Source organism: Lacihabitans sp. LS3-19 (genome assembly GCF_024343575.1).
GTDB lineage: Bacteria > Bacteroidota > Bacteroidia > Cytophagales > Spirosomataceae > Leadbetterella.
Map to the genome: position 1 here is coordinate 47,879 of NZ_RJUA01000128.1, position 19,400 is coordinate 67,278.

Consider the following 19,400-nt stretch of genomic DNA (forward strand, 5'->3'; position numbering starts at 1 on the left):
AAAATTATGAAGTATGGCCAAAGCCATTTTCCAATAATTTTTGGTTTATTATCTATTGAACAATTCATCATACGATATCGTCACATAATAAGTGCTTCCTACCATCGCACTACCAAATGCTTGGAAATATGGTTTAGAGCCAATATTGGTAGCACCTACCTTTACAATTGATTTAGCTGCAGGCAATTTGAAACTTACTTGAGCGTCTAAATTATTGATTTTTGGAACAGTGGTATTTGTAAAATTATCGTTAGAAGTAGTTGTTGGAGAAACAAAAGAAGATTCCCAAATAAACTCATCTTGATGACGGAAATTCACATTAAATCCGATTTTATCTCCACTACCCAATCTTTTTCCAAAATTCATATTGTATCTATACTTTGGTGTATTAAAACCTGCGTATAGTTGTTCTGGTGTTACTACAAAATTAGTAAGCTCATTGTAAGCGACGTTTCCACCTACATTATAACCTTTACCTAGTGAATAGTTAGCATTTGCGGCCCAACCTTTAACTTTGATTACCGCACTTGTATTAGAAGGACGAGAATATGCCAATCTGGTAGAGGCACTTCCTACACCTGACTCTATCGGAAGACCTGGGCCTGCCGCTGCAGTAGGCACTAAAATAGATGTACCACCTATAAAGTTTGTATACTTACTCCAATAATGGTAAGCATCTACGAATAGTTTTTTACCCCATAGACCTTTGTATCCTATCTCATAAGATTGAATTCTTTCTGGCTGTAGAGCTTTCACTTGGTATTTAGGAATTGCTGCCAATGCATAAGCTGGTAAAACTTGAGCAATTACCCCAGGAGAGTTCGCATCGATAGCTTTCTTCAATTCAGCATCAAAAGCTGGCTGAAAGTTAGCAGCCAATGCCCCAGGCAAAGTTGCGTCTATACCCGGTTGCAAATTTGCTGCTAAAGCACCAGGTAATGTAGCATCAACTCCGGGTTGTAAGTTAGCAGCCAAAGCACCAGGAAGTGCAGCAGCAACTTGAGGTTGTAAATTTGCATTTAATGCCGCAGGAAGTTGAGCAGCTACACCAGCCTGGATAGCCGCAGGAGCAGCCTCAGCGGCTAATTGACCAGCTGTAACAGCTGCGTTTACACTTGCAGTAACAGCGTCAGTTACAGATTGAGTAATTCCAGCTGTAACTGCTTGGGTTACTGATTGAGTTATAGAAGCTGTAACACCATCTATTACTTGTTGGGTAATAACTGCAGTAACACCAGCAGAAACCTGCTGGGTAATAGCAGCAGTAACACCAGCGGTGATAGCAGGAGTAGCTTGTGCAGTTATTGCAGCCACTGCATATCCTTTAGCTTGAGCTTGTACTGTTGGGTCAGCAGCATATTTAGCAATATTTGCAGAAGTAAGACTGGCAACTGCAATACCATTTGCAAGATTATATCTCGTATCAAACTCAGGCAAACCGCCTATCAAAGTCCCAGAGGCCGTTTTCAAATCAATATATTGATTTTGCGTAGTTGGAATCCTAAATCCAGACTGATAAGATAATCTAATATTATGCTCACCAAATGAAAACACTCCAGAAATTCTAGGTGTAAACTGTCCATCAAAATTTTCGTTTTTATCGTAACGCATAGAGGCACTTAACTTAAAGTGATCAGCAAACATACTTTTGGCTGCTTGAATAAAACCACCATATTCTTGAATACCAATAGTACCATTTCTGCCATCTTTTAAATCAGCAAACAAAGTTCCATTTGACCTCAATTGGTACTGTCTAAGATTTGCTCCAACACTCAAATCCATAAATTTCACTTGATTTTTGAAATTATAATAGCCTTCTAAGTGATAAACGTTAGATTTATCAGCAAATGCACCTCCACCATCTACAATATTCATTTTATTGTATTTATCGGCCAATGCTAATAAAGCATCACTTCCTTGAGCAGGCATTCCTTGGTCAGCAACACCTCTAGCTGTTAATTGAGCTGCATCTTCTGATTGTCCAGCTGAGCGAGCTGCAACAAAAGCCCCAACATATTGGCCAAACCAAGTAGCATGAGGCTTGATCTCATTTAACATAGACACAGCAGAAAGTCCCGATGCATATGATTTACCTGATCTTTCTTGGGTAGTATAAGACCTAATATTAAAATTATCTCCTTTTAATTCTAATTTAGCTTGGGTAATATTAAAGTTCCTCAAAGAATATCTAGCAGCACCAGTGTAAACGGTAGTTCCATATCCATAATTTAACTGACCAATTAATACAACTTTTTCGTTGATTCTATAATGTAAACCTAAGTTAGTTTTAAAAGATTTTGTATTGTAATCGACTAAATCACGTTCAATAAATCCAGTTCTTGAAACAGGGATATTTGGTACTAAAGCCGTTGCTGCAGAAGGCAATAACTTTGCAGCAACTAAACCATTTGCAACTGTTAGCATATTTGCTTGTACTTCGTCACCATAAATATTAACTCCATCGTAATCAGGATCAACTCCAGCTCCTCTTGTTCCATTTTCTACACCACCAACATTTAGGTTTGTGAAATTATTCGCTTCCCAATCTTTGGCACCTATATAGGCCACATTAACCTTAAATGCAAATTTATTATTGAATGCTTTGGCATATCTCATAGATAAATCATAAAACGGCGTAGTGGCAGTAGATCTACTAGTTTCACTCATTAGACCAGTCTTGATAGTAGAACTAAGACCTTGGTATAAAAACGGACTTTTAGAATTCATCAAAACCAAACCATTAATAGCATTTGGACCATATAAGGCAGATGCAGCACCTGGTAGTATCTCAACAGACTCAACGTCCAGTTCAGGCATACCTACTATGTTATCGACAGGGAAATTTAAACCTGGAGCAGAATTGTCCATACCGTCAATCATTTGAACTGTACGAGGATTACCTGTGGCTCCAAAGCCTCTCATATTTATAGATTTGAATAATAACCCCTGTGTGGTCATATCTACACCTTTCATATTCGCTATTGCATCGTAGAAATTGGGTGAAGCTGTTTCTCTAATTGCTCTCAGATCAAGTTTTTCGACAGTTACAGGAGACTTCATTACACTTTGCTCCACTCTTGATGCAGAAACAACCACCTCTTGGCCCATAATGTCTTGGTCTTCTAGACTGATATTGATTGCTGCGTTTTCAGAATCTACCGTATATTCTTGGGATTTATATCCAACAGAGGATATAACCAACTGAAAAGGCAAAGGAGTGGAAGTTGAAAATTCAAATTTTCCTTTTACATCGGTGATTGTACCGATTACTTTACCTTTGATTTGAACACTGATACCAACCAAAGGCTCCTTTGTTTTGGCATCCGAAATCATTCCCGAAATCACTGTTTGTGCTGATGCAAAGCTTATGTTTACTAGGCAAATAGCTAGGAAAAGGAATAATTTTTTTAGCTTTGATAAATTTTTATTCATAAATAAGGTTATAATATTTGGTTTAATAATGAAATGAAAAACCAAAAATAACAATTAAAATTATTTCAATACAATAAAATCAAAAAATAATTATAAAATGCACTATTTGCTAAAATCTAGTATTTTCATTTTTACTCTGCTATTACCTTATAATGAAAGTATTGCCCAAAATAGATTTATTATATCAGAGAAATTTGATGATAAGAAAACGCCTCCGAAACCAGATTTTTCTGATAAAAACAATTGGTCTTCAAGGCCTGATTTAAAAGATATGGCGGACGAAATTCCGATTGGAGATAAAAACATATTTGATAACCAATTGAATTCTAAAGCAGATGTGTTTTTTATATATCCAACTATTTACACTAAAACGCCAAATAATCAGTATCTGTGGAATGCAGCCGTAGATGATAATATTTTAAATAAAGAAATAGACGAGAGTACAATTAAAAACCAAGCTTCGGTATTTAATCAAAGTTGTAAAATATATGCCCCTAGATATAGACAGGCACATTATTCAGTCTTTTTAACTGATGACAAAGCATCCGCAAAAAGTGCACTAGATTTGGCTTATGAAGATGTAAAAAATGCTTTTGAATATTATTTGAAAAATTTCAATGAGAACAGACCAATAGTTATCGCTGCACATAGTCAAGGAACTCTGCATGCTACAAGACTTTTGCAAGACTTTTTTGACGAAAAACCTCTAAAAAAACAATTAGTTGAAGCGTATTTGGTGGGAATGCCTGTAGCTGATTCCCTTTTTAAAGAAATTAAATTAAGTACAAGCCCTAGCGAAACCGGAGGTTATGTAAGTTGGAATACTTTTGCTAAAGATTATATTCCTGATTATTATAAAAATGGCTTAAATAATTCTAACTTAGTAAATCCAATAACATGGACAGCTGACAAGGATTGGTCTAATTATAAATTCCATAAAGGCACGTTAAGTGCAAAATTTAAAATCAGAGATAGGATAATTTCGGCTAAAACCGAAAATGGGCTGCTGTGGATAGAAAAACCTAAAGTATTAGGAAAGGCATTAATCAAAACCAAGATATGGCATTTTGCTGATTACAATCTTTTTTGGATGGATATTAGAGATAACGTAGCTTTGCGAGTGAATAACTATTTAAAATAATATGTCTAAAAATAATTTCTTAATTATAATGGCTGGTGGAGTAGGGACAAGATTTTGGCCTTTTAGTCGCCAGAGCTTCCCAAAACAATTCCATGATATACTTGGGACAGGTCGCACCCTTATACAGCAAACTGCCGATAGATTTGATGGTATATGCCCGAAAGAAAATATTTATGTGGTAGCAAGCCCTGAATATTTTGAAATCATTAAAGAGCAATTGCCTTTCTTAACAAATGACCAGATTCTTTTAGAACCAAGCAGAAGAAATACGGCACCCTGCATAGCATACGCAGGTTTTAAAATTGGAAAAATCAATCCTGATGCTAATATTGTAGTAGCTCCAGCAGATCATATTATTCTTAAAGAAGAAGAGTTTAAAAGAAGAATAAACATTGCTTTAGAATTCTCGAAAGAAAATGATGTTTTGGTCACTTTAGGTATAAAGCCTACACGCCCTGACACTGGATATGGCTATATACAGTTTGATGATTCTGATCAAACCGAACTTAAAAAAGTGAGAACTTTTACTGAAAAACCAAATCTTGAACTAGCTGAAATGTTTTTAACAAGTGGCGATTATGTTTGGAATGGGGGAATCTTTATTTGGAGTTTAAAAGCTATAAATGCTGCTTTTGACATGTATCTACCCGAAGTGGCAGATGCGTTTAGAATAGCTCAAAAGCATTTTTATACTGAAAAAGAAAAAGAAGCATTGGAAAGTGCATATCCTAGATGCCGATCTATTTCTATAGACAACGGAATAATGGAAAAGGCTGAGAATGTGTACGTTGTACTATCAGACATTGGCTGGTCAGATCTGGGAACATGGAAATCAGTGTATGAAAACTCTGAAAAAGACGAAGTAAATAATGTTATTGATGCCAAAACGATGCTTTTTGATGTGGAAGATTGCATCATAAAAACTCCAAAGCATAAATTGGTGGTTATAAACGACTTAAAAGGCTATATCGTGGCTGAATTTGATGATGTGTTAATGATTTGCAAAAAAGACGATGAGCAAAAAGTAAAGGAATTTGTAGCAAAAGCTGAAAGTTATGGAAAGAAGTTTGTCTAAAACTTCTTTCCATTTAATAATCAACCATTTACGGCAACATTATAAATATCGTACCAGTCTTCTCTAGGCAATTTGATGGTAGCAGCACTTGCCACGTTTTTTATCCTATCTTCTGACAACGAACCAATAATTGGCAAAGTACCCAACTGCATCAACCAAGCTACGGCAGTTTGCTCGATATTAGCATCATACTTTTTGCCAACATGAGACAACTTTGCATTCAATACAGAAGCTTTCCCAACTTGACCTTCTAATATATCACCTCCAGCCAAAGGCGACCAAGCCAAAGGTTTACTAAATTGCTGTTTTATAAAATCCAATCTACCATCAAGCAAGGCTGAAATGTTCATCAGATTCATTTCTATATGGTTTGTGACTATTGGCTTTGTAAGGTATGAAGCCAACAGTTGATGCTGAAATACCGTAAAATTCGCAACACCTATATGTTTTACTTTGCCACTATTTACGACCTCTGCTAGTGCCATAGCGGTTTGTTCTGGGTCAGCTAAATAGTCGCTATTGTTCAATAAAAAAATATCTAAATAATCTGTTTGAAGATTCTTAAGTGAATTGTTTACACTTTCAATAATATATTTTGGAGAATTGTCGCAGATTTCTTTTCCAGTAACAGATTTTTTTACGCCGCATTTGCTGAATAAAATTAAGTCTTCACGCTTAATACTTGAGTTTTTCATGAATTTGCCAAACTCTGATTCAACTGTACTTCCGCCATAAATATCTGCATGATCAAAAGTGTTTATGCCCAATTCAAAGCAAAGGTTCACGACTTTTTCAAGTTTCTTGGCCGTATCCTTCCCAAAATCTTCCCAACGCCAAAACCCATATATGGCTTCACTTACTTTTGGACCGCTATCGCTTAATAATATTTTTTTCATTGCATTTCTATTTTTCTAATAGTACAAAGGTAAGGAATTTAAAAAATATTTTTCTTAAAATAACTAAACAGGAAAATCTTAAAATGAAAATTCCTGCATCGAAAATCGACGCAGGAATCCGATAGAACCCTATAAACCATTATGAATATACTAATTGAAAATTATTTTACAAGGAAGCTTCCAGTACCTATCTTGAAACCTTCAGAAAATAGCTCTATGGCATATTTCCCAGATTTAAAAGCAGCCTCTTTTTTGTAAAACATATCGACCTTTTGGTCATCGTTTGTGTATGGTATATTTTGTTTTAAACTATACCCAATTTCTTGATTTGCAAAGTTTAATACGCCACCTCTAGCCATATCATTTAGTACTGCTCCGTTAGGATCAAGCACTCTTAAATAAACATCTTTGTTATTACGCTCTGTCAAAGGATTGGTAGGAAGAATATAAGAAACCTTCAACTGATCTACTTTACGATTCTTCAATTCGCCTTCTTTTTCTTTACCTCTTGAAGTCAAACCTACCACTTGAACATTTACTGCTTTTAGTGCCGACCCAACATTTACTTTCTTACGTAAATCCTCGTTTTGAGTACTTACCTCATTCACTTTTGTGTACAAAGAATCTTTGGTATTGCTTAGGCTTTTGTTTTGACTTATTACCTCTTCTTTCTCAGATAGAAGTGCCAAATTTTGCGAGTTCAGTAGACCATTCTCTTCTTTCAGCTTCATGATTTCCTCATCTTTCTGCGTAAGAAAAGCTTCATATTCAGCTATTTTTCCTTCGTATTTTTTTGCTGAAAAATTCGAATCCGCTCTTAATTTCTTTTTGTCTTGCTCTAATTGAGCCTTTATTTTCTCAAGCTCATCTACACTTCCACCCAAAGCTGTCACTTCTGCTATTTTAGCATCTAATGCCTGCGAAATTGAATCCAACTTAACCTTTGTGGTAGATAACTCGTCGACTTTACCTGTCAGCATTTTCTGTAGATCGGCGTTTTCGTTTTGAGCTCCATAATATAAGTATCCTAATAAACCCAAAGCTCCTAATAAAACTACCAATCCTATTTTTAATGTATTTTGATTACTCGGTGAGTGTTGTTCCATTTTTGATTAACTAATGTTTGATTATGGCACAAACTTAAATCTCCTCAATTAAATCAGAATTAAACTCACATTAAATTTACCTTAAAATTTCAATTAGTAGAATGAAGTGTAGAAAACAAGACCTCAAAAACATTACCAGTTTGGTAAGGTTTTACGGATATCCTGCCTTTGTGTATCTCAATGATTTGTTTTACAATAGCTAAACCAACACCATGGCCAGACTTGCCTTTGGCTGTTGAATCAGAGCGGTAAAATGGCTGAAATATTTGAGATATTTCGTCCAAAGGAATGGGTTTACCCTCATTTCTGATAGAAACTGCTATTTGTTTTGGAGTAAATGCTATTTCTAAAAATGCCTCTAGATTTGATGAAAATTTACAGGCATTGTCCATCAAGTTTTTAAAGACCACTTTTAAGGCATCGACATTACCAAAAATTACCAATGCGTTTTCATCTTCTGGAAAATTCTCAAGTTTAATATGAATAGTTTTCTCGGGATTCCATTTTTTAAATTCTGAAACAGCATCAATAACAACCTCATCTATTCTGATTTCAGATAGTGGATGAGCGTTTTCGTCTGAAAAAATATTGGCCAGCTGGAGCAAGGAAGATGTTAGATTATTTAGCTTAAGCGTATCTTCTCTAAGGGAAACTATTTGAGCATGAAACTCTGGAAAGTTTTTATACTTCATCTCCAAGAGTTCTATTTGTGTAAATATCTTCGTTAGCGGATTTTTAAGTTCATGGGAAATATTGGCCACAAACATCTTTTGGGTAAAAACAGCATTTTCAGCCCTTTGCAAAAGCTTATTTATAGTCTCAGCCATTTGGCCTATTTCATCATCGAAATTGGTGTGTATGATCCTTTTGGAAATATTTTTTGGAAATATTTGTTCTAATTGATTTATGATATCCGAAATTGGGGCTAATGCCTTGTTGGCTAAATACCATCCTAAAAATCCGATAAACAACAAAGCCACCAAAGACATTATTATTAGGATATTTTTTAAGTCGGCGAGTGCCTCCTCTCCTATCTTGTCCACTGCCGTCACCACTACCCAATAATCGCCCGAGTTATCTTTAATCTTCAGATACGCCATTTTGTAGGTACCTAACTTTGATGTACCAACAGAAGTTGTATTGTCTATAGTCAGCAACATCAAGCGATGAAATTCTTCTTTTTTGACATTTGTGGAGAACACAAACAAATTGCGTTTTATGTCAATTATAGAAATTATTTCCTCGTTAAGATACTCTTTCTCCGTAGTTTCTACGATTTTCCGAATGTCAATATTATTGGCTTGAAAATCAAAAAAAAGAGATGAAGTGGTAACTGCTCTGTCTTGTAGTTTTTTGTAAAAGCGTTTTTCGAGATATAGTTTGCTGAAAAAATAAATACTGACTGAAAAAAACATAAACAGGAAACCCACCAAAAGCAAAACTTGCAAGGTTAGTTGTCCACGGATATTTAGTTTTAAGTCAAATTTCATTAAATTTTCACTCTTGAGATAAAGCCAAAACGCTACTCTTTCATAACGTAGCCCATACCTATTTGCGTATGAATCAGTTTTTTGTCAAAATCTTTATCTATTTTTTTTCTGAGAAAATTCACATAAACCTCTATAACGTTTGTCCCAGTGTCAAAAGTTATATCCCAGATTTTCTCGGCTAGCTCTACTTTGGAAATAACTCTCCCTTGATTACGCATAAAAAACTCCAAAAGGTTAAATTCCTTGGCTGTAAGTGTAATTTCCTGACCAGCTCTTTTAACTCCTTTGGTATCTAAATTTAGTTCAATGTCGGCTAATTTAAGAATATTGGCAGAAGAAATAGCCTGTCCACTCCTTCGAGTTAGAGCCCTAATCCTGGCCATGAGTTCATTAAACTCGAAAGGTTTTGAGAGATAATCATCAGCACCAGCATCAAGTCCATTTATGATGTCCTGTGTTGTCCCAAGTGCGGTTAGGAGTAAAATTGGGGTAAAAATATTCTTTTCTCTTAATTGCTTACAAAGATTCAAACCGTTGATTTCTGGCAAAATGATATCAGTGATAATTAACGCATAATGATTTCTTGTTGCCAAAGTTAGTCCCATTAAACCATCATAGGCCACATCAACCTCTAAATGATGCTGTTCAAGTCCTTGTTTGATAAGCTGAAGTGTTTTTACTTCATCCTCTACCAATAGTATTTTCATGACAAAATATTTTTAAGAATAGGTTTACTTCTGAAAAAAAACAGAAAACTAAAGTGGTTCAACAAAATTTAAAACAATCAATCACTTAAGACTTTTTACAAACGCTATAACTTCCGATTTAATATCTTTGGCATTATCTAAAATTCTCACAAACTGACTTCCGATAATTGCACCTGAGGCATATTTCGAGGCGGTTTCAAAGGTTTCTTTGTCTTTTATACCAAACCCTATCAATCTAGGATTTTTCAAATCCATGGCATTCACTCGATTAAAATATGCTTCCATTCCAGTATTTATTCCCGAAACCGCCCCCGTTACACTTGCAGAAGAAACCATGTAAATGAATCCATCTGAAACTTCGTCTATAAATCGTATTCTTTCTTCAGATGTTTGAGGCGTAATCAAGAAAATATTCAAAATCCCGTATTTTTCAAAAGTAGACTTATACTCTCTAAAATACTCATCCACTGGCAAATCTGGCAAAATCAAGCCATCTATACCTATTTCTTGACATTTTTCACAAAAAGCCTCGATTCCATATTGATAAACAGGATTTAGATAACCCATGAGTACTATCGGCACGGTAATTCCATTTGCTCGGATATCCTTTAATTGCTCGAAAAGTTCGGAAACAGACATTCCATTTTCAAGTGCTTTTTGGTTAGAATCCTGAATAGTTTCGCCATCGGCCACTGGGTCAGAATATGGCATTCCTATCTCCACAATATCCACTCCACCATCTTGCAAAGCCTCCAAAACACTTACGGTATCTTTTAATTTTGGAAAACCTGCAGTAAAATATACATTTAAAACTTTTTCGTTTTTCTTTTGAAACAAAGACGTTATTCTGTTCATTAATTTTTAAATTCTGAGCGTAAAATTAGCTAAATATTTGAGGGTTTTCTTTAAGAAATTTCAAAATTCACTACTCAAAAGCCCCATCATAGTTTTTATGCCATCAAAATAATTCCCTAATCTAAGATTTTCATTGGCACTGTGCTGGTTGTTGTCAGCGTTTACCGTTGGCACTATCACAGCTTTCACGCCAAGTTTAGTAACAAAAGGGGAAATAGGTACCGAACCACCCATTCCAGGCAATTTTATTATCTTTTTTGTAGTAGTTTTAGAAAGAGCTTTTTCTAGCCAAAGGCCAATTTCGCCATTCATATCTGTATTAAAAGCCCCATAAGCAGGCCTCGAACTTAGTTTTATTATCTTCTCATATTTCTCTCTTTCCTCAGGCGTTGGGTCATTTTCTAAGATGGTATAACCTTTTGAAACTATAAAATCTTTGACATTTTTGACCAATTTTGCAGGATCGGTGGCCTCTACAGTTCTAATATCTATCTCTGCCACGGCTTTGTCCGGAATAATAGTCGCTGCCAAAGCTCCCACTTCTCCCGATTTTAGTCCTCTAATATTAAGCGAAGGATAAATCAAAGATTCTTGATAAGTATCACCCACATTGTCTGGTTTTTTAAAACCCAATTTTTTATTTAAAGCCAGCAAATCATCAGGCACTTCTTTCAATTTATCCTTGGTCTTTTTATCTAAAACTACGCCATCATAAAACCCAGGAATCAAAACTTTCCCAGTTTCAGACTTCATTGAAGCCAGCAATTGTGCCATTTTCAAAGCCGGATTAGGTAAATAGTTTCCATAATGACCACTATGCTGGGGTGTATAGGCACCGTAAGTAGTCAATGTAACAGTAGCGATTCCTCTCGCTCCGAAAGTCAAAGTTGGTAAATTTGATGCATGAGCTGGTCCGTCAAAAATCAAGAGTAAGTCAGAAGTCAAATCTGTTTTGTATTTGTCTATTATGCTAGGTAAGCTTACCGAACCTTTTTCTTCCTCAAAATCCACAAGGATTTTCAGATTATAACTGGTTTCGATATTTTGAGAAGCCAAAGCATCCAAAGCGGCCATAAGCATGACACCTGGACCTTTGTCGTCAGCAGATGCTCTTGCAAATATTCTCCATTCTGGGTCAATTTCTTTCTTTAAACTTTCCATCGGAATTTCCTCCCAGATATCTGTTTGTAAGTTTTTCTTTTTCAAAACTGGCACGAAAGGATCTGCCTGACTCCAATCCTTTGGCACAACAGGCTGTCCATCAGAATGATAATAAAATAAAATGGTTTTACTATTTGGTTTTTTAGACTTTTTTTCCAGTAAAAGAACGGGAAGCGTACTAGTTTCCAATTTTTTAGTTTCAAAACCTCTTTTCGCAAATTGCCCTTCAACCCATGCATAGTTTCGCATAATATCTTCTTTGAAATTGGCATCACAAGGAATAGAAATATACTCAAGTAAAGTGGACAAATGTTGTTTGCCGAATTTATCGGCTAATTCATCATATTGAATATTTTGAGCAATAGAAATTTGGGAAATCAGAACAAAAAGGAGTAGTTTTCGCATTTTCAATTAGTTTATTAAAGCTTAAATATATTCAAAATAAATCAGGAACCTTTCTTATTTTAGAATTTAAATAAAATTGAATAAAACGAATTCAAAAACAATTATCAAACCAGCAATCTCTAAACTTTAATAGAAAACTATTACTTTAAATTGGTATTTCAAATCCAAATCACTTTAGTTAAAAGTAAAAAAAAATACTAAAAAAACTGCTTATTGAAAAATATTTCCCAAATACAATAAGTTAATAAGTCACTAACTTACAAGCTCTTGAAAATTTTCAAATCTAGAATAACCCATTCTTTATAATCTCTAAAAAAATATGGCATAGTATTTGAAAGATTAGCTAAATGTATCCTAAAAATAAGTTTTAGCTTTTCTATAAAAATCTCTTGTATGAAAAATTCTGTATTCTACTTAGTATTAGCCGTTGTATCAATTTCGCTTAGTTCATTTGACAAAAAAAGGCCAGACTCTAATCCAAATGTAAAAGAAATCAACTATGCTATTTTCGGTGAAAACCACGCCTCTACACCTCTTTTAGATAATGAACTCCAAGGCCATGTTTACTACATTGTTAGCGGACACGGTGGACCAGACCCTGGTGCAAATACTATGGTTGATGGAAAATTGGTAGCAGAAGACGAATATGCTTATGATGTTAGTTTAAGATTAGCCAAAAATCTTTTGATGCATAATGCAAAAGTATATATGATAGTAAGAGACGAAAATGATGGAATTAGGGACGAAGAATATCTACAAGCAGACAAAGATGAAGTAGTTTGGGGTGGAGATAAAATACCTGTGAACCAATCCCAGCGTCTTCGTCAAAGAACAAAAATAATAAATGAACTTTACAAAGAAAATTCAGCAAAAGGATACGAAGTTCAGCGAGTGATAGAAACTCACGTAGACTCGAGATATACTGGAAACAAAGTAGATATTTTCTTCTATTATAACGACTCAAAACCTGAAAGTAAAGCTCTCGCCAACAGCATGTATGAAACTGTAAAACACAAATACGAAGCTAAACAAAGAGGCAGAGGATATACAGGAGAAGTAAAAGCAAGAGACTTGTGGATGATACGTGAGTCAGTTCCTCCTATAGTCTTTATAGAACTTGGTAACATCACCAACGAGTATGATCGCAAACGATTGCTATTGGCAGACAACCGCCAAGCCATAGCCAACTGGTTTGCACAAGGCATATTGAATCACTAGGATTATAAAACATATACATTTAGAAATACCGGAGGCTGTGAGGCTTTCGGTATTTTTTTGCGGGGACCAAATAATAAAAATTGTGACTTACATGTTTGGATAAATCCAAATTCTCATTAAATTGCAATACCCTATTTAAAACCCTAATCCATTAATAGTATGAAACTTATCCTGTTTCATATTTTATTTATCAATCAACCACTGGTAAAAATCATTACCAATGAGCGTGCGTTTTTCCCAAAACCAGATTCGGTCATATATTTCAATGCCCTCGAAAATGATATTAGGTTTTTTGTAGATCCCTCTCCAATATATGATTCAATTCAATATCAATTGGTAGGATATGATTCCAAAGCCTTAACCACAGAATATCCAGAAATAAGATATACAGATCTGGAAGGAGGAAACTATACGCTAAATGTTAAGAAATACAATAGTGGCAAAATCATTGAGAATATTTCTACCCAAATAGAAATAGAAAGAGAACTTACCGAAGAATGGTGGTTTTGGCCTTCTTTGGCAGTATACGCTATGTTGCTGATAGGAGCTGGCTTTTATTTTTATTTGATAAACTCGTTTCGTCAAAAAATGAAAGTGCAGGTTTTACGAAATCGCATAGCATCAGACTTGCACGATGAAGTGGGTGCCACGCTGAGCAGTATTGCCATGTCTTCCAATTTAGTAAATCGAAAAATTGGCTCCACAAACCCGGAAATACAAAGTATACTGGCACAAATCAAAACAGATTCCGAAGAAACGATACATACCATAAGGGATACTGTCTGGACCATCAACCCAGATAATGATTCATTTGAAAAGCTTATAGAAAAACTTCGGGCTTTTGCCTATCTGATTCTCAATATCAAAGGAATAGAATTGGTTTTTAAGAATGAATTGGCAAATTCTAAAAGCCCAAAATTATTAATGGAACAACGTAGAAACGCCTATTTGATAATCAGAGAGGCTCTGAATAATATAGCAAAACATTCTGATGCAACGATGGCCGAAATGCATATAGAAAAGCTAAAGGAAGGGATAAAAATAGGTTTGAAAGACAATGGAAAAGGCTTTGATAAAACAGCACTATCAGAAGGAAACGGCCTAAAAAACTTTGAAAAAAGAGCCAAAGAAGGCTTTATGGATTTTGAATTGAAAACAGAAAAAGGGCAAGGAACAGAAATAAACCTTATGATACCCGAACTGTAAGTCCACCAATATTGGTGGGTTTCAGTGATATCAAAATGTAGGATATTTGCATAAAAAAACGAAATGGTGGAAGAAGCAATGAAATTGGTAACCGTGATATTGTTTGAAGACAATACCAGCTATAGAAATAGCCTGACCAATTTCTTTACTGGTGTAGAAGGAATTTTGTTTGCTGGAGCTTTTGGTGATGCCAATGAAGTGCTATCAAAAATAAGAAAACACAAGCCCGACGTAGTGCTGATGGATATTCAGATGCCTGGGATAAGTGGCATAGAAGCCCTAAAAAAGATAAAAAGCAGCTACCCAGAGGTCAAGGTTTTGATACAGACGATTTTTGAAGATGATCACAAGATATTTTCAGCCATATGTGCAGGAGCCAACGGCTATGTACTTAAAAGCCCCGACCCAGAGCTAATGTTACAAGGCATAATGGACGTATATGATGGTGGCGGCCACATGAGCCCGACTATTGCATTGAAAGCCATGAAGATGTTTCAAAACCAGTTTGTGGCCAGCCAAAGCACATATGTGGAACTGACCGAACGCGAAAAAGAGATATTAGGCCTGATGGTAAAAGGCAAAAGCTATAAAATGATAGCCGAAGCAGTATTTTTGAGCTATCATACCGTGCATTGGCACGTTAAAAACATTTACGAAAAATTACATGTAAACTCAGCCCCTGAGGCTGTTGCAAAGGCTATTGAGGGGAGGTTGGTGTAGGTTAGTTATTTATTGATTTTTTAAACCTTAAAATATAAAATTATGGGCAATTTCATTAATCTTGATGATACAAAAAATTTAAAATTTAATCCTATTATATTTTTCAGTGCTGGCGAAGCTTTGGGATATAAAGATCGAGATAATAATATCGATGCTAAAATGATACAAAGATTTTTTGAACCAATTGATAAATTGTTTGGTGATTATGAGATTATGAAAAAATTCGGAATTCATCATAAATTATACCAAAACAAAATTTTCAATTACACAGATGATTTTATTGGAGAATTAAACGACATTGAAAAAATTACATTTTTCGATAATGAGTCAGAGGATTATCAAAATGATCCTGAATTTAAATTAGATGTTTTGAAAAGCAATATCCTAAAGGATCCTAAAGCGATTTTAATAATATTCTTGATATTTGATAAAAATAAAATGGCTTTCAGAATAGGTACTTTTGTGATTAATAATAATGATATATTTCTTAATCAAAAAGCTGAATATTTTAATAAAATATCAGATAAAATAGGTAATGATTATAAAATAATTCAAACGTTTGCAATAGACCCAGAAAAATTAATACAAATAGGCGATATAGATGATGCATTTCAAACACATTATAGACGTGTTATTAAAAGAGATACTAAAACTAAAGAAGGTGTTACAAAAAAATTTATTGGTTTTGTAAATGCTAAGAAGTTAGAACTTGAGAAAGTCGGAAAACTTAATGAATTTAATATAAATAGACATGAAACAATTGAAGAATTACTTACTTATTTAAATATACAAAACGATGCTCAAAACTATGAAGATTATAAAAAACTTGCTCTCAATTTTAGGAATCGTACCTATAAACTGAAATTGTTTGAGCCTCATGTTTATTTTAAAATTCGTTTGGGTTATGAAAATGACCACTTTGTTCTATTTCTTCACCCCTACGAAAGCGAATCAAATAACCCAGTAAGATTCCCTCCAGGAGGCCAATGAAAAATGAATTATTAGAGTTAGAGTTAGTTTTAATAAAAACAGGAAATTTAGTTTTATTTCTAAATTTCCTTTTATTTCTGTCGGGTATTTTTATTAGAAAAAGGATTACTAAACCTGTAAATTATATATATCAGTTAACTAAGTATCTTTTTTTTCTATCAATATTTGAGCTTATTCTATTGAAATTTATTCTTGTAAGAGAGTTTAAATATTTCGATCAAGTAAATGTTTTTTTAACCTCCTTTGGTATTAAAACATTTGATTTTATTTCTCCACTAAACTATTTATTAAAATTCGTTTTTTTAGGTTTGTTCTTTTCAAACGTGTTTCAAAATAAAAAAATCTCTAATTTTTATACTTACTTAATATTTGGTTTAGTACTTTTCGAATTAATCATGATTTTCTACTTCAAAAGTTACCAGAGCTATGATTCGCTTTCATCCACAGTAAAAAATATTTTTATAATCTCAGGAAGCGGACTTTTGCTATTCAAAATTTATAAAGCTGATATTTCAAATATAAGTTTGTATAAAAATACCTATTTCTGGATAGCGTTTGCACTCTTTATCACAGCTATTACTGAACTTTTTCTTGAGTTTATTTTTACTAAACTTCATGAGAGTGATTTAGTTGGTTTTTATAAACTTTACTTAGTCCGAAATGCATTACAAATGATGTTTTTTACTCTCATCATAGTGGGATTTTTGAATGCCAAATATCTGAAGTATCTTCCTGAAAAGTATTAAAAAAATGACACAGCAAAACATAAAAATATTAGTTGTAGATGACCACCAAGTTTTACTTGATAGTTTAAAGCTTTTGCTGCGTTCTATTGATCAAATAGAAGTTTTGGAAGTATTGAACGATAGTAGGATGGTGATGGAATATTTGATAAATAATGAAGTAGACGTTGTTTTGTCTGACCTCCACATGCCACATTTTAGTGGGATTGATTTGACTTTGAAAATAAAAGGTGCGGGCCTGGCAGTAAAAGTAATTTTGCTCACAATGGCTGAGGATGTACTCCATATTAGGGAAGCCATAAAAGCAGGGGTCAGTGGATATATTCTGAAAAAAAGTGGTAAGGATGAATTGGAGAAGGCTATACATTTGGTAATGGCCGGAAAAAAATATTTCAGCGAGGATGTGATTGACGAATTGGCTGCCAACTCTGGTGAGGACCTAAACTTGGCTTTACCAGATACCATTGAACATCTTACGCAAAGAGAAATAGAGGTATTGAAATTAATAACATTGGAGAAGAAATCAAGCGAGATTGCGGATATTTTGTTTATAAGCTTGCCTACTGTGGAAAGCCACCGGAGTGCCTTAATGCGGAAATTGGGCGTAAAAAGTGCCATAGGAATGGTAAAATTTGCTCTGAAACATGGCCTTGTGGATTAAACAGAGACTTTAATCGTATTCATAAATCCTACATTCTCCATATTTTTGAATTCCCAAATACCATTAAACGACTCTACTCTGGCCTTCACATTTTTCATTCCTTTGCCATCGCTTTCATTGTCAAAAGTACCAATTCCATTGTCAGAAACTGTTAGTGAAATCTGCCTTTCAGTGCGAGAAAGTGTAATTTTTGCTTCGGTGGCTTTTGAATGTTTGATGATATTATTGACCAATTCGAGGCAGATGCTGTAAAGTTCAAACTCAATTTTATTATCAACTCGGCCAAAACCTTCATCAATTTGTAAATCGAAACGAATTTTTGAATTTTTGCTTATTTTTCGTACAAAACCTTGAAGAGTTGGTACAAGCCCTTGTTTCTCAAATTCTTCGGGCAAGAGATTATGCGACAACAAACGCACATCATTATAGGCTTTTTCGAGGTTTTCTCTGAGGTTTTGATGAATTTCCTTTTCTTCGGTATTCATCTTTGATTTGTCAATCATATCGACATTCAGCCAAAGAGCCGAAAGTGTTGAGCCGAGATTATCGTGCAAATCGGCAGCAACTCGTTGGCGTTCGATGGTTTGTCCTTTCAGAAGAGCGGCTTGTAGTTCGGCGTTTTGTTTTTGGAGAGTTTCCTGTTTTTCGAGAGAGAGTTGTTGGACTTCAATTAACTTTCTTTCTAAATTGATGCTATTATTACCAAATTCACGAGATATATAAATTAACATAGATATGGGTATTGACCAATTACAAGCCAGAAAAACTAAATCCTTTATGCTAAAGGATGAATTTATTTTCATATTCAAAAAGTAGCTTGTGCCAAACAATATTAAAACGGCAGAAAGAACCCAAAATACTATTAAGCCTGCAATCACAATTACGAAAGATTTATTACCACTTAGATAGGTGGTAATCGACAACCTTAGTACAAGAAACCTAGAAAAAACAAGTAGAAAAAAACCAAGAATTCCACCTAAATCAGCATTAATTATCTGAAAAAATATTACAATTACAGCGAAACCCAATATTAACCAAAAAAAAATATTTTTCCTTATATTGTTTAGGCTATGAATTGCAATAAAAAGAAATGTCGAAGAAATTGTTGTGAAAATTGTTGGAAGAGTATTCTGGTCTGCATTAGTAATATTAGGATCAATATTAAACAAGGAAAATGAATAAAAGCTACTTGAAATAACTGCTGAGATTGCAGCAATAAAAAAGAAAAAATTAGCTTTTTGTTTTTTATAAACTAAAAATAAACAAAAATGTATTATTGATAATACTAGAAAAAAACCTATATTTAAAATAGTCAACATTAAGGCTCCTTGACCAACATTTGAATCTTGTGTTGATTTGGAAAATTGATCATTTCTTTTCCTAAAGTTAGAATCAGGATTGACTACTTCAGATTTTTTTTCCCCACCTTTATCAAGCAAAATTCTTTGCTGCGATATGCTATCAATGCGAAAAACCTCATTTTGGGCATAAACGTCTAAATGATAGATAGTCAATAAACTAAATATCAGTAGTTTTTTCATAGCCTAAATTGGAATATTTATTTGTGAGTTTGTCCCTTCATTTTCTTTTGATA

Annotated in this window: 16 protein-coding genes; 8 read left to right on the plus strand and 8 right to left on the minus strand. The window is 34.2% G+C overall.

The genetic code is table 11. The annotated features are described in order from the left end of the window. Positions 1–48 precede the first annotated feature (48 nt). Positions 49–3,432 (minus strand): carboxypeptidase-like regulatory domain-containing protein, encoded by a 3,384-nt coding sequence (locus EGI22_RS22800; RefSeq protein ID WP_255070928.1) that lies wholly within the window; start codon positions 3,430–3,432, stop codon positions 49–51. Positions 3,433–3,529: 97 nt separating this feature from the next. Between EGI22_RS22800 and EGI22_RS22805 the strand changes: the two genes are divergently transcribed. Further along, positions 3,530–4,573: a DUF3089 domain-containing protein gene (locus tag EGI22_RS22805; RefSeq protein WP_255070929.1), complete on the plus strand. Its 1,044-nt coding sequence runs from the start codon at positions 3,530–3,532 to the stop codon at positions 4,571–4,573. A gap of 1 nt (position 4,574) precedes the next feature. Further along, positions 4,575–5,648: a mannose-1-phosphate guanylyltransferase gene (locus tag EGI22_RS22810; RefSeq protein ID WP_255070930.1), complete on the plus strand. Its 1,074-nt coding sequence runs from the start codon at positions 4,575–4,577 to the stop codon at positions 5,646–5,648. Between the two features lie 20 nt (positions 5,649–5,668). On the opposite strand, the gene EGI22_RS22815 is transcribed toward EGI22_RS22810, so the two are convergent. The 6 genes from EGI22_RS22815 to EGI22_RS22840 all read right to left on the minus strand — a co-directional run bounded on the left by EGI22_RS22815 (position 5,669) and on the right by EGI22_RS22840 (position 12,268). Next, entirely contained in the window at positions 5,669–6,544 is an 876-nt protein-coding gene (locus EGI22_RS22815; RefSeq protein WP_255070931.1) for an aldo/keto reductase family oxidoreductase, read from the minus strand. A 161-nt stretch (positions 6,545–6,705) separates the two neighbouring features. Then, a complete protein-coding gene (locus EGI22_RS22820; protein ID WP_255070932.1) occupies positions 6,706–7,650 on the minus strand; it encodes a hypothetical protein in 945 nt (314 codons plus the stop codon). 89 nt (positions 7,651–7,739) lie between these two features. Continuing rightward, positions 7,740–9,140 (minus strand): HAMP domain-containing sensor histidine kinase, encoded by a 1,401-nt coding sequence (locus EGI22_RS22825; protein WP_255070933.1) that lies wholly within the window; start codon positions 9,138–9,140, stop codon positions 7,740–7,742. Positions 9,141–9,172: 32 nt separating this feature from the next. Then, a complete protein-coding gene (locus EGI22_RS22830; RefSeq protein WP_255070934.1) occupies positions 9,173–9,847 on the minus strand; it encodes a response regulator transcription factor in 675 nt (224 codons plus the stop codon). A gap of 81 nt (positions 9,848–9,928) precedes the next feature. Continuing rightward, positions 9,929–10,702 (minus strand): tryptophan synthase subunit alpha, encoded by a 774-nt coding sequence (gene trpA / locus EGI22_RS22835; RefSeq protein WP_255070935.1) that lies wholly within the window; start codon positions 10,700–10,702, stop codon positions 9,929–9,931. Positions 10,703–10,762: 60 nt separating this feature from the next. After that, on the minus strand, positions 10,763–12,268 hold the full coding sequence (locus EGI22_RS22840) for a M20/M25/M40 family metallo-hydrolase (RefSeq protein WP_255070936.1): 1,506 nt from the start codon (positions 12,266–12,268) through the stop codon (positions 10,763–10,765). Between the two features lie 393 nt (positions 12,269–12,661). Between EGI22_RS22840 and EGI22_RS22845 the strand changes: the two genes are divergently transcribed. The 6 genes from EGI22_RS22845 (at position 12,662) to EGI22_RS22870 (ending at position 17,806) form a co-directional block, all read left to right on the plus strand. After that, complete coding sequence (locus tag EGI22_RS22845; protein WP_255070938.1) at positions 12,662–13,486, plus strand: N-acetylmuramoyl-L-alanine amidase; 825 nt, start codon at positions 12,662–12,664, stop codon at positions 13,484–13,486. 159 nt (positions 13,487–13,645) lie between these two features. After that, positions 13,646–14,692, plus strand: a complete 1,047-nt coding sequence (locus tag EGI22_RS22850; protein ID WP_255070940.1) for a sensor histidine kinase — start codon at positions 13,646–13,648, stop codon at positions 14,690–14,692. Between the two features lie 63 nt (positions 14,693–14,755). Then, entirely contained in the window at positions 14,756–15,412 is a 657-nt protein-coding gene (locus EGI22_RS22855; RefSeq protein ID WP_255070941.1) for a response regulator transcription factor, read from the plus strand. A 42-nt stretch (positions 15,413–15,454) separates the two neighbouring features. Further along, the gene (locus EGI22_RS22860) at positions 15,455–16,402 is read left to right on the plus strand and encodes a hypothetical protein (RefSeq protein WP_255070942.1); all 948 of its coding nucleotides are present in this window, start codon (positions 15,455–15,457) and stop codon (positions 16,400–16,402) included. Between the two features lie 395 nt (positions 16,403–16,797). Continuing rightward, positions 16,798–17,148 (plus strand): hypothetical protein, encoded by a 351-nt coding sequence (locus EGI22_RS22865; RefSeq protein WP_255070943.1) that lies wholly within the window; start codon positions 16,798–16,800, stop codon positions 17,146–17,148. A 4-nt stretch (positions 17,149–17,152) separates the two neighbouring features. Beyond that, a complete protein-coding gene (locus tag EGI22_RS22870; protein ID WP_255070944.1) occupies positions 17,153–17,806 on the plus strand; it encodes a response regulator transcription factor in 654 nt (217 codons plus the stop codon). On the opposite strand, the gene EGI22_RS22875 is transcribed toward EGI22_RS22870, so the two are convergent. Continuing rightward, positions 17,803–19,347 carry a sensor histidine kinase gene (locus EGI22_RS22875; protein WP_255070945.1) on the minus strand — a complete coding sequence of 515 codons (1,545 nt, stop codon included), beginning with the start codon at positions 19,345–19,347 and terminating at the stop codon, positions 17,803–17,805. The two genes, EGI22_RS22870 and EGI22_RS22875, sit on opposite strands and share 4 nt — an antisense overlap. Positions 19,348–19,400 lie beyond the last annotated feature (53 nt).

Coding starts and splice junctions, on each gene's coding strand:
- EGI22_RS22860 (WP_255070942.1), top strand. CDS start 15,455: ATGGGCAATTTCATTAATCTTGATGATACAAAAAATTTAAAATTTAAT.
- EGI22_RS22875 (WP_255070945.1), bottom strand. CDS start 19,347: ATGAAAAAACTACTGATATTTAGTTTATTGACTATCTATCATTTAGAC.
- EGI22_RS22800 (WP_255070928.1), bottom strand. CDS start 3,432: ATGAATAAAAATTTATCAAAGCTAAAAAAATTATTCCTTTTCCTAGCT.
- EGI22_RS22845 (WP_255070938.1), top strand. CDS start 12,662: ATGAAAAATTCTGTATTCTACTTAGTATTAGCCGTTGTATCAATTTCG.
- EGI22_RS22865 (WP_255070943.1), top strand. CDS start 16,798: ATGATTTTCTACTTCAAAAGTTACCAGAGCTATGATTCGCTTTCATCC.
- EGI22_RS22810 (WP_255070930.1), top strand. CDS start 4,575: ATGTCTAAAAATAATTTCTTAATTATAATGGCTGGTGGAGTAGGGACA.
- EGI22_RS22805 (WP_255070929.1), top strand. CDS start 3,530: ATGCACTATTTGCTAAAATCTAGTATTTTCATTTTTACTCTGCTATTA.
- EGI22_RS22855 (WP_255070941.1), top strand. CDS start 14,756: ATGGTGGAAGAAGCAATGAAATTGGTAACCGTGATATTGTTTGAAGAC.
- EGI22_RS22820 (WP_255070932.1), bottom strand. CDS start 7,650: ATGGAACAACACTCACCGAGTAATCAAAATACATTAAAAATAGGATTG.
- EGI22_RS22830 (WP_255070934.1), bottom strand. CDS start 9,847: ATGAAAATACTATTGGTAGAGGATGAAGTAAAAACACTTCAGCTTATC.
- EGI22_RS22815 (WP_255070931.1), bottom strand. CDS start 6,544: ATGAAAAAAATATTATTAAGCGATAGCGGTCCAAAAGTAAGTGAAGCC.
- EGI22_RS22850 (WP_255070940.1), top strand. CDS start 13,646: ATGAAACTTATCCTGTTTCATATTTTATTTATCAATCAACCACTGGTA.
- EGI22_RS22840 (WP_255070936.1), bottom strand. CDS start 12,268: ATGCGAAAACTACTCCTTTTTGTTCTGATTTCCCAAATTTCTATTGCT.
- trpA (WP_255070935.1), bottom strand. CDS start 10,702: ATGAACAGAATAACGTCTTTGTTTCAAAAGAAAAACGAAAAAGTTTTA.
- EGI22_RS22825 (WP_255070933.1), bottom strand. CDS start 9,140: ATGAAATTTGACTTAAAACTAAATATCCGTGGACAACTAACCTTGCAA.
- EGI22_RS22870 (WP_255070944.1), top strand. CDS start 17,153: ATGACACAGCAAAACATAAAAATATTAGTTGTAGATGACCACCAAGTT.